Source organism: Longispora sp. NPDC051575 (genome assembly GCF_040681875.1).
GTDB lineage: Bacteria > Actinomycetota > Actinomycetes > Mycobacteriales > Micromonosporaceae > Longispora.
Genome location: NZ_JBFAZP010000001.1, coordinates 162,300 through 176,446, shown reverse-complemented (window position 1 = coordinate 176,446; position 14,147 = coordinate 162,300). Strand labels below are relative to the sequence as shown.

At 73.8% G+C, this 14,147-nt stretch carries 13 protein-coding genes; 6 read left to right on the top strand and 7 right to left on the bottom strand.

Features of this window, described 5'->3' with window-relative positions; translation table 11 throughout:
- Window positions 1-31: 31 nt before the first annotated feature.
- The 4 genes from AB0M43_RS00775 to AB0M43_RS00760 all read left to right on the top strand — a co-directional run bounded on the left by AB0M43_RS00775 (window position 32) and on the right by AB0M43_RS00760 (window position 5,586).
- Window positions 32-427, top strand: a complete 396-nt coding sequence (locus AB0M43_RS00775) for an MmcQ/YjbR family DNA-binding protein (RefSeq protein WP_363719823.1) — start codon at window positions 32-34, stop codon at window positions 425-427.
- Window positions 428-741: 314 nt separating this feature from the next.
- Window positions 742-2,643, top strand: a complete 1,902-nt coding sequence (locus tag AB0M43_RS00770; RefSeq protein WP_363719821.1) for a VWA domain-containing protein — start codon at window positions 742-744, stop codon at window positions 2,641-2,643.
- The gene (locus tag AB0M43_RS00765) at window positions 2,633-3,922 is read left to right on the top strand and encodes an extracellular solute-binding protein (RefSeq protein ID WP_363719820.1); all 1,290 of its coding nucleotides are present in this window, start codon (window positions 2,633-2,635) and stop codon (window positions 3,920-3,922) included. Before AB0M43_RS00770 ends, AB0M43_RS00765 begins: the two co-directional genes overlap by 11 nt.
- A gap of 185 nt (window positions 3,923-4,107) precedes the next feature.
- Window positions 4,108-5,586 (top strand): FAD-dependent oxidoreductase, encoded by a 1,479-nt coding sequence (locus tag AB0M43_RS00760; RefSeq protein WP_363719818.1) that lies wholly within the window; start codon window positions 4,108-4,110, stop codon window positions 5,584-5,586.
- Between the two features lie 214 nt (window positions 5,587-5,800).
- On the opposite strand, the gene AB0M43_RS00755 is transcribed toward AB0M43_RS00760, so the two are convergent.
- The 4 genes from AB0M43_RS00755 to AB0M43_RS00740 form a co-directional block, all read right to left on the bottom strand.
- Window positions 5,801-6,211: a hypothetical protein gene (locus AB0M43_RS00755; protein ID WP_363719816.1), complete on the bottom strand. Its 411-nt coding sequence runs from the start codon at window positions 6,209-6,211 to the stop codon at window positions 5,801-5,803.
- 517 nt (window positions 6,212-6,728) lie between these two features.
- Window positions 6,729-7,877, bottom strand: coding sequence for a hypothetical protein (locus tag AB0M43_RS00750; protein ID WP_363719814.1), 1,149 nt, complete (start codon window positions 7,875-7,877; stop codon window positions 6,729-6,731).
- A gap of 340 nt (window positions 7,878-8,217) precedes the next feature.
- Window positions 8,218-9,042 carry a class I SAM-dependent methyltransferase gene (locus tag AB0M43_RS00745; RefSeq protein ID WP_363719812.1) on the bottom strand — a complete coding sequence of 275 codons (825 nt, stop codon included), beginning with the start codon at window positions 9,040-9,042 and terminating at the stop codon, window positions 8,218-8,220.
- Window positions 9,043-9,122: 80 nt separating this feature from the next.
- Window positions 9,123-9,836 carry an MOSC N-terminal beta barrel domain-containing protein gene (locus AB0M43_RS00740; RefSeq protein WP_363719810.1) on the bottom strand — a complete coding sequence of 238 codons (714 nt, stop codon included), beginning with the start codon at window positions 9,834-9,836 and terminating at the stop codon, window positions 9,123-9,125.
- 240 nt (window positions 9,837-10,076) lie between these two features.
- Between AB0M43_RS00740 and AB0M43_RS00735 the strand changes: the two genes are divergently transcribed.
- Window positions 10,077-10,991, top strand: coding sequence for a hypothetical protein (locus AB0M43_RS00735; RefSeq protein ID WP_363719808.1), 915 nt, complete (start codon window positions 10,077-10,079; stop codon window positions 10,989-10,991).
- Between the two features lie 232 nt (window positions 10,992-11,223).
- Here AB0M43_RS00735 and AB0M43_RS00730 read toward each other — a convergent pair whose 3' ends face one another.
- Window positions 11,224-11,988, bottom strand: coding sequence for a M23 family metallopeptidase (locus AB0M43_RS00730; protein ID WP_363719806.1), 765 nt, complete (start codon window positions 11,986-11,988; stop codon window positions 11,224-11,226).
- A gap of 332 nt (window positions 11,989-12,320) precedes the next feature.
- Here AB0M43_RS00730 and AB0M43_RS00725 point away from each other — a divergent pair, with 332 nt between their 5' ends.
- Window positions 12,321-12,584 (top strand): hypothetical protein, encoded by a 264-nt coding sequence (locus tag AB0M43_RS00725; protein WP_363719804.1) that lies wholly within the window; start codon window positions 12,321-12,323, stop codon window positions 12,582-12,584.
- A 104-nt stretch (window positions 12,585-12,688) separates the two neighbouring features.
- On the opposite strand, the gene AB0M43_RS00720 is transcribed toward AB0M43_RS00725, so the two are convergent.
- Both AB0M43_RS00720 and AB0M43_RS00715 read right to left on the bottom strand, forming a co-directional pair.
- A complete protein-coding gene (locus AB0M43_RS00720; RefSeq protein WP_363719802.1) occupies window positions 12,689-13,750 on the bottom strand; it encodes a PqqD family peptide modification chaperone in 1,062 nt (353 codons plus the stop codon).
- A 197-nt stretch (window positions 13,751-13,947) separates the two neighbouring features.
- Window positions 13,948-14,145 carry a hypothetical protein gene (locus tag AB0M43_RS00715; RefSeq protein WP_363719800.1) on the bottom strand — a complete coding sequence of 66 codons (198 nt, stop codon included), beginning with the start codon at window positions 14,143-14,145 and terminating at the stop codon, window positions 13,948-13,950.
- Window positions 14,146-14,147 lie beyond the last annotated feature (2 nt).

The following is a 14,147-nucleotide window of genomic DNA, read 5'->3' as shown; positions in this document are numbered from 1 at the left end:
GATCGACAGGGCACCGCCTAGGCTGGTGACCATGGCCGGGAGCTGGACAGACGAAGATCTTCGACGGGTACGGGACCGCCTGGTCGCCCTCGTCGCCACCGTGCCCGGCGTGCTCGTCGAGGACTCCTTCGGGCACACCGGCTTCCTGCTCGGCCGCCAGCGGATCGCGTGGCTGTTCGTCGACCACCACGGCGACGGCCGCCTCGCCCTGTGCGTCAAGGCCCCGCCCGGCGAGTTGGAGTCCCTGGTCGCCGCTGACCCCGACCGGTACTTCGCACCCGCCTACGTGCGGCACTGGGTCGGGGTCGACCTGTTCGACACGGCCCCGGACTGGGCGGAGGTCGCGGCCCTCCTGGAGCAGGCGTGGCGGCTGCGGGCCGACAGGCGCGCCCTCGCCGCCTACGACGCGTCCCACCCGCCCCGCTGACCCCACCCCGTCCCCGCAGGCCACGGACCCGCCGACCCGGGGCGGCGGCGAAGGCCGGGGTCCGGGCAGCTCACGCGCGTCACCACAGCCGGCCGGCCGCACCCGGGCGCACCTACCGCTGGCGGCGTGACCCGCCACGGTGAACCGATCGCCGACCGGGCCGGCTGGACAACCCGGGAACGGGCCGACCTGCCGTACCCGTCGGCTGTGGCCCTTCTCGGGTCTCCCAGCCGACAGCGCGCGGGCGGTCGGTGTCGGACCCGCCGAATATAGTGGGGAGTATCGATCCGCAACGGCGAGGAGACGATCCGCGCATGGTCGGTCAGGGCGGTCCCCGGCGTGCCTGGGTCCCGATCGCCGTGTTCGCCGCCCTGAGCGCGATCGGCGGCTGGCTCGTCGACCTCCCGACCCGCGAGGCGCCCACCCTGTGGTTCTGGGTCGCGGGCGTCGTCCTCGTGCTCGGCACCGTCGGTTCGGTGCTCGTCGACCCGCTGGCCGCCGACTTCGACCTGGTCCTGCGCAAGGTGGGACGCGGGGCCGCCCCGGTCCGCCGCCTCCTGCCGTACGCGCTGGCCGTCGCGTTGATCGTCACCGCCGGCTACCTGGTGCTGCCCTTCACGCTGCGGACGGTCGCCCTGTGGACCTACGGCTGCGCGTACCCCGAACAGCTCCAGGTCCTCACCACCCCCGACGGCCTGGCCCCGGCCCGCGAGGTCGCCGACGCGTACGAGGAACGCAGCGCCGTCGAGGGCTGCCCCACCGTCAGCATGTACGTCTACGCGGCCCCCACCGACCGGGCCCGGGTCGCCCTGGCGTCGGAGTGGTCCGCCGAGCACCGCCGCGAGCGGCCCCGCCCCGACGTCTGGCTGCCGGACTCGTCCCTGGAGGTGGCGGCTGTCCGCGCCGACCTGCGCCTGTTCGGCCGGGTGCTGGACCTCGGCGACGCCGGCAGCCTGGGCTCGTCCCCGCTGGTGCTGGGCGTGCCGGAGGCGGCGGTGCCGATCACGGCCACCGAGCGGCGCAACGCCACGACCTGGCGGGAGCTGCTCGCCGACGCCCGGTCCCGCGACTGGGGCCTGCTCCGCGCGTCCCCGGGACGCGGCTCCGGCCCGGCCGCCCTGGCCACGACGGTGCTGTACCCGGGCGCGGACCCCCGCGACATCGAGCGGTGGATCGACCGCACCCTGGACGCGGGCGGCTACCCGATCGACGACGCCGCCGGACAGCTGTGCCGACTACGGGAGCTCGGCCCCGGCCGCACCGCCGTGGTGGCCAGCGAACGGGACCTGGTGCGCCTCAACCGGGGCGACCCGGTCGGGGACCGCTGCGGCCGGACCGACACCCCGTCCACCCTGGTCCTGTACTACCCCACGGACACCCGCAGCCTCGACCACCCGTTCGTAGCCCTGGGCTGGACGGACACCACGGCCGTGCAGCGCCGGACCGTGGCGGCCTTCCGGGACTGGCTGACCGGCGACGAGGGGCAACGCGCCCTCGCCGGCACCGGACTGCGCCCCCGGCCCGGCCACCGCGTCTCGGCCCCGGTCGACGAGCGGCGCGGCGCCCTGCCCGGCGCGAACGTGCTGCGCGAACCGCCGGCCCAGGACACCGTCGCGGCCACCCTCGGCGCGTACGACCTCGCGCACCGGGGCGGCCGGGTCCTCCTCGCCGTGGACAGCTCCGGCTCGATGGCCGAACCGGTGAGCGGCGCGCGCGGCAGCAGGTTCGACGTGGCCCGCGAGGCGGTGCGCGGCGCGTTCGCCCGGATGGGCCCGCGCGACACGGTCGGCGTGTGGACCTTCGCCGGGGCGGGTCTCCGGGAGCTGACCCCGGTCGGCCCGCGCCCGCCGCCGACGGCCGACCCCCTCGCGGGGGTGTCCCCGGCGGGCGCGACCCCGCTGTACCCGACCATCGCCGCCGGGGTCGCCACCCTGCGCGCCGGACGGGACGACTCGGCGGTCGCCGCGCTGGTCGTGGTCACGGACGGGGAGGACACGTCCGGTACGTACACGGCGGCGCGGCTCCTCGACGAGGTCCGGGGCGGGGGCGTGCGGGTGTTCGTGGTCGCGGTCGGCGAGGCGCACTGCGGGGGCGCCGTGGCGGAGGTCACCGCGGCCACCGGGGGCGCGTGCCGGGAAACGGGTTTCGCCACGGTCGACGCGACCATGCGCGACGTGTTCGGCGCGGTGTGGGGAGGAGGTCGCGGTGACCGTTAGGGGAGCGTGGGCCCGGGTCCGGCGGTTCCGGTTCACGGCGGGAGTGCTGGTCGGAGTCCTGCTGGCCGGTGCGGCGTGGCTCGGGGCGGACGCCCTGCGCCCCGACCCGGCGGCGTGGGAGAAGGGCCGCCTGGTCATCATGAGCGGCCGGGACGACAGCGCCGGCGGCCAGCGACAGGTCCTCGTCGAACAGTGGAACCGGATGTACCCGGACCACCCGGCCGAGATCCGCCAGGTGTCCGGCCTCGCCGACGCCCAGCACAGCGAGATGGTGTCCCAGGCCCGGTCGGGGCGCTCCGATGTGGACATCTACAACCTCGACGTCACCTGGACCCCGGAGTTCGCGCACGCCGGCTACCTCGCCCCGCTCGACGAACGCGGGCTGGACACCACCGGGTTCCTGACCGGGCCGCTGGAGACCTGCCGGTACGAGGGCCGGCTGTGGGCGCTGCCCTTCAACACCGACGCGGGCCTGCTGTTCCGCCGCTCCGACCTGGTCCCCGAGGCCCCCGGCGACTGGACCAGGGCCAGAGCGGACATGAGCCGGGTACTGTCCGACCCCGCGCGCCCCCGCGAACTCGTCTCCGGCTACACCGGCCAGTTCGGCGACTACGAGGGCCTGACCGTCAACACGTTCGAGGCGGTCTGGGCGGCCGGCGGCCACATCCTGGTGGACGGCAGGGTCGCCCTGGACGACCGGGCCCGCGAGGCCGTCCGCGCGCTCGCCGAGGACGCGCGGTCGAGCAACCCGAGCCGGCTGCTGCCCGAGTCCTTGCGCTTCGACGAGAGCCAGAGCACGACCGCGTTCCGGGACGGGAAGGTGGTGCTCCTGCGCAACTGGCCCGTCGCCTACCGGCGGCTCGCCGACGGCCCCGACACCGGCGGGCGCGCGCTGCCGTTCGCCGTGTCGAAACTGCCCGGCCCGAGCGTGCTCGGTGGCCAGAACCTCGCCGTGGCCAGCGGTTCCGCCCGGCCGGCCGCCGCGCGGGCGCTGATCGCGTACCTCACCTCGGCGCGTACCCAGCAACTGCTCTTCGAACGCGGCGGCTTCGCCGCGACCCAGCGCATCGTGTACGAGGACCCGCAGGTCATGGCCCGCTACAGCTACGCCCGCACGCTGCTGTCCGCGATCGAGGGCGCGCGACCGCGCCCGGTCACGCCGCACTACTGGCGGTTCAGCGAGGTGTTCCGGGCCGGTGTCCGGGAGGCGCTGGACAACGGGGGCACGCTCCCCGCCGACTTCGCCGACCGCCTGACCCGGGCCCTGCGGGGCCAGTAGCCACCCGCCGGGTCAGTGGCCCGCGCGCCGCGCCGCCGGCCGCCGGCACTCCGCGTCGCTCCGCGTCACTCCGCGTCGCTCCGCGTCGCTCCCTCGGATGGACGGACGGGCGCCGGAGGTCGGGCACACCCGGGATGTCAGTCGACGTCAGCCCCCTGTCAGCCCGCCGCACTACCGTCCCGATCATGACTGAGCAACTGGACGCCGACGTCCTCGTCGTCGGCGCCGGCCCCACCGGCCTCACCCTCGCGATCGACCTGGCCCGCCGGGGCGTGTCCGTCCGCGTCGTGGAGAAGGCCGTCACCGGCCGCACCGGCGACCCCGGGTCCGCGCACCTCGCCGGCTCGCGCGGCAAGGGCCTGCAACCGCGCACCCTGGAGGTCTTCGACGACCTCGGCGTGATCGACGAGATCCTCCGCACCGGCGCCGTGTACCCGCCGCTGCGGATCAACGCCGGCCGCGTTCCGGTGTGGACGGCGCACATGCACAAGAAGCGCGCCCCGAGCGCCGCCGTGCCGTACCCGATGACTCTCATGCAGCCGCAGTGGCGCACCGAACAGATCCTGCTGGACCGGTTCACGTCGCTCGGCGGCACCGTGCAGACCGGCGTCGAACTGGCCGGCTTCACCCAGGACGCGGCGGCGGTGACCGCGACGTTCACCGACGGCCGGACCGTGCGGGCCCGCTACCTGGTCGGCGCCGACGGCGGGCGCAGCGTCGTCCGCAAGGCGCTGGGCATCGGGTTCCAGGGCGAGACCCGCGAGGACGAGCGGATGCTGCTCGGCGACGTGAAGGCCGAGGGGCTGCCCCGCGACCGGTGGCAGGTGTGGATCAACCCGGTGAAACTGCGGGTCCGGGTGACGATGTGCCCGCTGCCGGGCACCGACACGTTCCAGCTGACCGCCCCGCTCGAACCCGGTGAGGACCCGGACTTCTCCCTGGCGACGTTCCAGGGGTACCTCGACCGGTCCGGCCGCCGCGACATCCGCCTCACCGAGGTCACCTGGGCGTCGGTCTACCGGGTCAACATCCGGATGGTCGAACGGTACCGGGACGGCCGGGTGCTGCTCGCCGGCGACTCCGCGCACGTGCACTCCCCGGCCGGCGGACAGGGCCTCAACACCGGGGTGCAGGACGCCTACAACCTCGGCTGGAAGCTCGCCCGGGTCCTCGCCGGAGGCCCAGGGGCGCTGCTGGACACCTACGAGGGGGAGCGGCTGCCGGTCGCGGCGGCGATGCTCGGGCTGAGTACCCGGCTGCACGACCTGGCGGCCAAGGGCGGCGGGCGCAAGGCGTACAAGCGCGACGAGGAGACCAGCCAGCTGCTGCTGTCCTATGCGGGCGGTCCGCTGGCCCGGGGCGACCGGGGCGGCGAGCGGGCCCCCGACGCGCCGTGCCGCAGGCCGGACGGCACCGCCACCCGCCTGTTCGACGTGTACCGGGGCCCGCACAGCACCCTGCTCTCGCTGGAGGGGGCACCCGGCACCGACCTCGGGATGCCCGACGTCCGCCGGCTGCGGGTCGGCACGGACCTCGTCGACGACGGCGGCCACATCCGCGACGCCTACGGCACGGGTGGCCACGTCCTCGTCCGACCCGACGGCTACATCGGCCTGGTCACGACGTCGGAAACCGAACTGGCCGAATACCTGACCCAGATCTGACGGGTACCCCGAACGGCGGTGACCTGCCCGCCGGGCGCCGGTCGTGGCCCGCCGGAAGCCGGTGCCCACAGCCTCGGGCATGCCCTCGTTACCGGGCGTGTCGTTGGTTGCGCACGCGCCCAGATCCCGGATCAGCTCCTCGACGGTCGATCGGCGGTTGGGTGGCGGGAACAGGGTGTCGCCGCAATGCGTCGCGACGACACCCTGACCTATCTCAGTTGGCTTCGACGATGGCCATCGCCCAGGCCGTCACCTTACCCTGGAGTACAGGGACAACCCGGTAGGAAGACACCCCATGGGGCTGACTGTTGAGCATCATCCCTGGGGGTATCGTGCCGTCGCACCGGAGCGTCGTTGTCACCGTGACGTTTCCCTTGTCGTCAATGCCTTTTGCGGTCAGTGCGCCGCCGCCGAGGCACGTTCCCAGCAGCACAAGGGGGCGACTCCTCTCAGAGATCGGTCCGATCTTCTTCGGAGAATCGTCGCCGACGTGCTTGACAATCTGTGACGCGACCACGGAGTGAGTTCCGGCGAGCCGCGTATCGAGCGCTGGAAGCTCGGTCGGACCGCATCCCGCCAGTCCGCAGGTCGATGCGAGAACCAGAATGATACGTAGTCTGACCACGGGATTCACATCTACTTTCCAAACATGGCATCGATTTTGTCGTCTGAAGCGCGAGGGGTATGCGTCCGCCGACGGGAGTCCGCTGACCAGCACCATCGACGCCCCGGCGATCGGGCTGAAGGTCCAGTCGAAGACCTACCGCCAGATCAATGTCAACACCATCGGACGCTACGTCAAGGTGGAAGTTGACGGAGGCACCGCCTGGACCATGTCCGATGAACTGGAGGTCCGAGGAAGCTAGAGCACCATAATCGGAGGCCCTGCTGGCGTGCCCGCTGGGCTGGTGATCCGCCAACCCAACAGGCGAGGGCGCCAAAGGACCCGATGCAGGTCTGTCGACAACCTCGTTGGGCTGCGGTTCGCCTTCTATGGTCGGATCTCGACCGAGGACTGGCAGGACCGGTCCTCGTCTGCCCGCTAGCAGCGTGACTTGCTCGTCGCGTTCGCGATGACCCCTTCGGGCTCCTCCCCGCACCAGGTCGACCGCATTCCCGGCTCCGGACGGGCGGATCCTTCGTCAGCCGGCGATCGAGCCCTGCTTGCGGGCGCGGCTGACCCAGTTCTGGGCGGTGTGCCGGGGGACGTCGTAGTGGTCGGCGACGCCGGTCACGGTGCCGGCCTGGGCGAACACCTCGGCCAGGTCGTCGGGCATCCGCCGGTAGACCCGTCCGCTGGCCGAGGCGTCGGCCGGCGGGGTGGCAGGGTCGACGTCGGCGGCGGGGATCGCCTTCTGGGCCTGCCTACCGGCGGGCTTGGGGGCGGAGCGTTCGGCGCGCTTGCGGGCGGCCTTGGGCTTGGCCTCAGCGGTGTCCGAGCCTGCGGCCGGAGCCGGAGCCGGAGCCGGAGCCGGAGCCGGAGCCGGAGCTAGTGCCGGAGCCGGAGCCGAAACCGGTGCTGGTGCCGGCGCCGAAGCCGGGGCGGAAGCCGAAGGTGCCTTTGTCGCGCTCTTGCTCGCAGACTTGGCTGTGGTCTTCCGGGCGCGCGGTGCGGCGACCTTGGCCTCACCGGAAGGGACGGCGACAGCCGCATCGGCAACCTCCGCGGGCGCGGCTTCGGGCTTCGCCTTGCCCTTGGTCCTGGACTTGCCCTTGGGCACGTCCTGCACGCTCGCCGCCACAGCCTTGGAACGGGACCGCTTGGTCTCCTTCGGCGCGATCTCCACACCAGCGACCTGCTTCTCCGTCCCGCCTCCGTCCGCCGTCGCTGCCGGGGCCTTACGCCGGCCGCGCTTCGCTGCCGGTGCCGGCGCCACGACCGCAGGCGCCACAGAAGCGGGCTCCTGGACTACCGGCCCCTCGACAGCCGGCGCCGCCGCAGGCTCCTGGACACCCGATGGCACCACAGCCTCGGCCGACACCACCCGCCCGGCGCGCGCCCCCGCCGCCGACCGCTTCCGCGCCTTCGCCGGTGCGGCGTCCACACCGGACACCCCGGACTCCACCGCGACGGTTCCGGCCGCCGGTGTCACCACGATCGCCGGGGTCACCGCCCGCAGCAACAGTTCCAGGTTCACGGCCGGCAGTTGCTCCGCGGACAGGCTCCCGCCCGCCCCGGCCCGGATCAGCAGCTCGGTGATGTGCACCACCGAGTCCGAGGCGTCGACCCGCACACTGGTGGTCGCCAGCGCCTCGTCGTCGGGCGTGATGGTGATCGTGAAGCGCGTCATGGGGATGGTCCCTGCCCTGGTGTTGATATTGCGCGCCAACCTACACCGGCCGTTCGGCGGTCCACAACAGCCCACACCACCCGTCCCACGGCGACGGGCCCCGCGCACCCACCCGCCGAACGGCCCACAGCCCGCCGCCGGACGGCCGCCAGCCCACCGCCACCCCACTGCCGGACGGCGGCCACCGCACCGCCACCCCACTGCCGGACGGCCGCCACCCCATCCCACTGCCGGACGGCCGCCACTCCACCCCACTGCCTGACAGCCACCACCCCACCGCCGGCCCAACGCTGCACGGCCCACAGGTCAGGCGGTGGACAACGGCCGGGCACCCGTCGATTCAGGCGACGGACAGCACGTACACCCGGGGGCTCAGCTTGCCGATCATGCGGTACACGTGCCACAGGCAGTCGCCCAGCATGATGTCGTAGGCGCCCTGCCCGTACCGCCCGGCGTAGCGTCCGGGTTCGCGCAGGAGCCGGGCGGCGTGCAGGAGTTGCCGGCCGCCGTTGCCGGTCCGCTCCTCGGCGAACTCGCCCCACTCGGTGCCCAGTTCCCGGCACGTGTCGATCCGCAGGCCGGCCGACGCGATGGCACTCTCCGTCCGGCCCGGGTCGGCGCTCGACGGGACGACGCCCATGGTCCCGAACAGCCAGCCCGCCTCGCGCGGTTCCAGGCGGGCGGTGCCGAACATCTGGTAGACGAGTACCCGGCCGGTGTCCCGCAGGACGCGGCGGAACTCGGCGTACGCCGCGTCGAGGTCGGTCACGTGGACGAGGACGTCGCGGCACCAGACGAGGTCGGCCGACGCGTCCGGCACCGGGAGTGAGCCGGCGGAGCCCGGGGCGAAGGAGACCTGGTCCCGCAGTTCGGGCCGGGCGCCGGCGAGCTCCGCGCGGGCCAGTTCCACGTGGCGGGCCACGGGGTCGAAGCCGCGCACGGTGCAGCCGAACCGGTCCGCCAGCCGGAGCGAGTGTCCGCCCTCGCCGCAGCCGACGTCGAGGACATCGGCGCGGGCCGGTAGTCCCAGGTCCGCGACCAGGTCGTAGAGCAGCTCGGGGCCGCTGGGGTCGAGGCTCTCGTCGAGGTCGGCCTGGAACTCCTCCTCGACCCGCGGGTACGCGTCGTAGAACTCGGCCAGGTCGAACGGGGCGGGAGTGTCCATGGCGGGGACGCTATCGGCCGGCCGGCGTGCGGGCACGGGAGTTTCGGGGCGCGTCCCGCCAGTACCCGGAAAAGGGTGTGTCAGGGGTCGAGGAGGACCGCGTCGCCCACCGCGACCCGCCCCGGCTCCACCACGGAACCGTAGACCCCGAGGCACAGGTCCCGTTCGCGCGCGACGGTCCGCAGGATCCCGGGGTCGCGGTGGGCGGTCTCCGGGTCCACGTTGACGATGGCGCACCGCTTGTCCCGCCGGTCCGCGCGCATCCGCAGTCCGCCGATCCGCAGGCCCCGCCCGACCCAGGCGTCCTCGGGGAACTCCGCGTCGCCGACGGCCTCGACCACGAGGTTGGGCCGGAACCGGCGGATGTCCAGGTCGGCGTCGACCAGTGTGCCGAGGTCGGCGACGGTCCGGGTCGTGAGCAGGGACAGCGGCAGGGCGTCGAAGGTGCCCCGGTCCAGTTTCATCGCGCGGACCCCGACGCCCAGCTCGGCGGCCAGCACCGGGTCGAGCACGTCGAACTCCTTGCCCGACGGGGTCGCCACGGTCACACCCGAGGAGTCGGGCCGGTCGGGCTCCGTGAACGTCGGACGGTACCGGACCAGGTCGGGCCGCTGGCGGATCGTGAGCCACGGGAAACCGTTGCGGGCGACGTCGTCGCGGACGAACGCCCAGCGGCGGTCGCCGGTGAGGCCGTGCCAGGACACGTCCACCTCGGACAGTGCCTCCGAGGCCATGGACTTGACGGGGTGGCGCCACAGCGCGGCCACCCGGCCGACGAGGACGGGGGAAGTCATGGTTGGCCTCCGGGGAAGGAGGCGCCCTTGTTCCCGAACCGGGGCCGAGCGTGGCGGACCCGGTCCGTCGCAGCGCCTCTCCGCCCCGGCCGCGCCCGCTCGGGCGCGCCTGACGGGCCCAGCGTCACCCGGCCGGGCCGGTGCTGTCAACCCGGGCGGTCAGTTTTCCCACATTCGAGACGGTCCAGCTTCGGTGGGTTAGCGTGGGTTTCGCCCAGTCACACCGATGTTGGAGGAAACGTGCGGTTCTTCGCCCGGATCACCCTGGCAGCCGTCGCCTGCGCGGCCGCGTCCGCCGTCGGGGCCCCCGCGCACGCCGTGGCGCCCGGGGCGGCCGGGGCCGTCGCCTTCGCCCGGGACGGGAACATCCACGTCCGCGCCGAGGACGGCACGACCAGCCAGGTCACCCGCGACGGCCTGTCCTCGTGGCCCCGGTGGTCCCCGAAGGACGCCTCCCAGCTCGCGTACGTGCACGCCGGTGACCTGTGGCTGGCGAACATCTACGAGAACGGCGAGGTGTCGCGGTGGCAGGTCACGCACGGCCGGCACGCCAGCGGTCCCGCCTGGTCGCCGGACGCCCGGTGGCTGGCGTTCCTCGACGGCGGCTACCTGTACCGGGTCCGGGTCGGCTTCGACCAGAACGCGACGGTCACCGCGGCCGAGCCCCTGGCCCGTGACGCCGGCCCGTCGAACCTGCGGGAGTCGCGCTCGGTGGCCTGGTCGCCGGACGGCACCCTGATCGCGTACCCGGGCACGGGGTGCGACGGCATCCACGACGACTGCCTGACGGTGCTGAACCTGACGACGAACGCGGAGACCACGCTCGGCGTGCACGGCGGCGGCGGTGCCCTGCCCGGCTACTCCACGACGCCGGCCTTCACCGCCGACGGTTCCCGGGTGCTGTGGACGACCCAGCGCGAGACCGGGGACGGCCAGACGTGGACGCCGGTGCAGGTCAACTCGGCGAACCCGACCGGCGGGGACTACCGGCTGGTGGGTGACGACGGCGACGCCCAGCCCGCGCCGTCCCCGGCGGGCGACGCCCTGCTCGTGGTGGCGAAACGCGACGGCGCGAACTGGATCGTGCTCGTCCGCGCCGACGGCACCCGGCAGCCGCTGATCCGGGGCACCCAGCCGGACTGGCAGGTCCTGTAGACCACCACGGAGGACCCCGGCACGGGGGAGTCGGGGTCCTTCGTGGTCCGCGCCCGCCCTGGACCTTCACCGGTCCGGGGCGGGCCTTTCACCGGTTCGGGGGACCGGCGTATGCCGACCAGCGGCGGGTCTGTCGCCAGCCCGGGATCGGCCCCCACCGGCCAGCGGCGGGCCTTTCGCCCGACCGGCGGCGGGCCTTCGTCGGCCCGGGGGTGCGGGCCGGAGCCACCCGCTAGTGGCTGGGCTCCACCGGCTGCGCCAGGGTGCGCAGGTTCACGCCGTGCGCGAGCATGAACGGCTCGGGGTCGATCGCGTTGCCGTTGAGCACCGCGCCACCCCCGGTGTGGATCTCGAAGTGGCAGTGCGAACCGGTCGAGTTGCCGGTGCTGCCCATCAGCGCGATCGTCTGCCCGGCCTCGACGTGCTGACCCACGGTCACATCGACCCGCGAGTTGTGGCCGTACAGGGTCTGGATGCCGCCGCCGTGGTCGACGACGACCGCGAAGCCGTAGCCGCCCCAGTCGTAGGTGGTGGCGAGGACGACCGTGCCGGCGGCGGCGCTCATGATCGGGGTGCCGGTGCCGGCCGCGAGGTCCACGCCGACGTGCGCGGCGCCCCACCGCTGGCCGAAGGGGCTGGTGAACGAGTACCGGCCGACGGGGGCGACCCACGCGGGCTTCGGCGCGGGCGCGGCGGCCGGGGGCGGTGCCGCCGTGGTGGGCGCGGGGCTGGCCGCCCGCTGGGCCCGGTCGGCCCGGTCGGCGACGGCCCGGGGCTTGTCGGCGGCCGCCGAGGGGGCGGCGGGCGACTGGTGCAGCGAGGTGACCGCCGCGACGAGGCCGGCGACGAGCAGGACGGCGGCGGCTATGTAGTGCCGGCGCGTCACGCGGAGTAGTTCCGAGCGGCGCAGCCAGGTGGTGATCTTCAGGAAGAGAGTGCTGTGACCTGCGGCATTACCCGGGCCATCCAGCTCTTCGGTCTCGTTGGTATGTCGCACGCGACACCCTCCGTGGTCGGGGGACTGGGCCTGCCCACCCTGGCGGGTGACATCGATGGTCGCCAAGTCCTGGCGGGTTTTCGTGGCCGTTCGCACACGGTTCCCACCCGTCCGGGGGAGGTTTGGGGCCCCTGTGACTACGTCTGGTGAGCGCCCGACTACGACGCTCCCGCCGACGATTCGAAGGTGGTGGCGCGTGTCGGGAAACCGGCGTGTCGGGGCCGGTCCGGCGCGGCGGGGCCCGTCGGTGAGGTTCGGGGATGTACCTCTTTTCGCCTGCTGGGACCCGTCCGGTTCTCCTAGCGTGGTGGGCAGCCACGAAGGAGGCTGACATGGGCAAGAAGAACCGGTCCGATCCGCAGCGCCCGGACATGTCCGGGCAGAACAGACAGCCGGGGATGCCGGCGCCTGGGATGTCGCGCGACGACGACACGGACATGCATGCGACGTTCAGCGACGGCATGGCCCAGAACGGTGCCGCGTCCGCCCAGCAGGGCACGGCGACCCAGGCCCGCCAGCAGGCCGAGAAGGCGGCGGACAAGACCACGACGATGCGGGACAAGGGCAAGAACCTGGGAGGGAAGAACGCCGGCTAGACGCGCAGTCCGGGCGGGCGGACCACCACCTGGGTCCGCCCACCCACCGGTGCCGCGCACGGGGCCCCGGTGTCGACCAGGGAGTCCACAAGGGATGAACCCGCCTAGGTCAGCAGCCAGGCGCCGAGTGACAGCAGCGCCTTCGCCGTGGCGACGGCCACCAGGACCAGATACCCGAGACAGGCCACCCCGTAGACCCCCAACACCAGACGGGTACGGGCGGGCAGGCTCGCCAGGTGCGGCGGCAACGCCCGGCGGCGCACCGCGTGCCCCAGGAGCGCGAGGGCCCGACCGCGCGGGTCGACGAGCCCGAACACGACCTCGGCGGCCACGTACCCGTCGCCCGGTAGCAACGGGTTGACGTTGAGCAGCAGCGCGAACGTCTGGAACACCAGCAGGTGCCCGGCGACGTCCCCGCCGTGCCCGGTGAGCGCCAGCGCGGCCGTGACGCCCGCGCACACCCCGTCGCACAGCGGCCCCGACAGGGTCAGGGCGAGCCGACCGCTCCGGGACCGGATCCGGTACGCGTCGGTGCGGTCCACGAACGCCACCGGCAGCAGCCACAGCAGCAGCGCGAATCCCGCGCCCCGGACCGGGGTCCGCTGGACCTGGCAGACCAGCGCGTGCGCGGCCTCGTGCAGGCACACCTGGAGCACGAGCAGCACGGCGGCGATCCCGAACGCGACGCTCCAGTCCGGCGGCCGGGCGGCGGCCAGGAACCCCGCCACGCCCAGGACCGTGCCGACGGTGCCGGCCGTGGCGAGCACCGCCATGGCGGCGGCGGCCCGCCGACCGGTCCGCAGCGGGGCGGCGACGGGTTCGAGCAGTCGGGGGAGCGAACGGGTCACGACGAAGCGGGGCAGCAGCGGCGAACGACGGCGGGGAACCGCGACCGGCGCGGCCGTACCGTGCAGCAGGCCGGCCCGGTCGAGTGTCCCGAGGAACAGGTCGAGTTCCGCCCGGGCGGTGGCCGGTTCCTGGCGCCGGGCGGACGCGAGCAGCCCGGCGACCTCCTCGGTCGACCGGGTGCCGTCGAGCAGCCGCAACGTGGCCACCGCCGCGCCGCTGAGCCGGTGGTAGCGGCCGGTGCCGCCGTCGTAGGCCAACGGCAGGTCGTCCATGCCGACGAGCAGCTGGACGCCGTCGCGCAGGCGCGGATGTGCCACGGTCCTCCTTCCGGCCGGGGTCTGGAGCCGGGCGTGCGGCTCACGGCGGGCTTCCGGCGGACCGGACGTGATCACGCGACGCAGGGCGGGCGCCGGAGACCTCCGGGTCCCCGGCGGACCGCCCGCCCGGGGCATACTGCGTGCGGGTCCCCGGCTCCGGGATGGTGATGACAGCCCGGAGCCGGGGATTCCCTAGCTCAGTGCCCGATGACGGACGACGCGCACGGTCCGCAGGTGACCGTGCTGGCCGTGCCGAGACACTCCGTGGCGCACGCGTGCGTCACGACGCAGCTGATGACGCACGCCACCACCGACAGCGAGTTGCCGTCGGGCAGCTCCTCGATCACCAACGGGCCGTCGGCGACCTCGGCGAACAGCTCGAGTTCCAGATCCATGG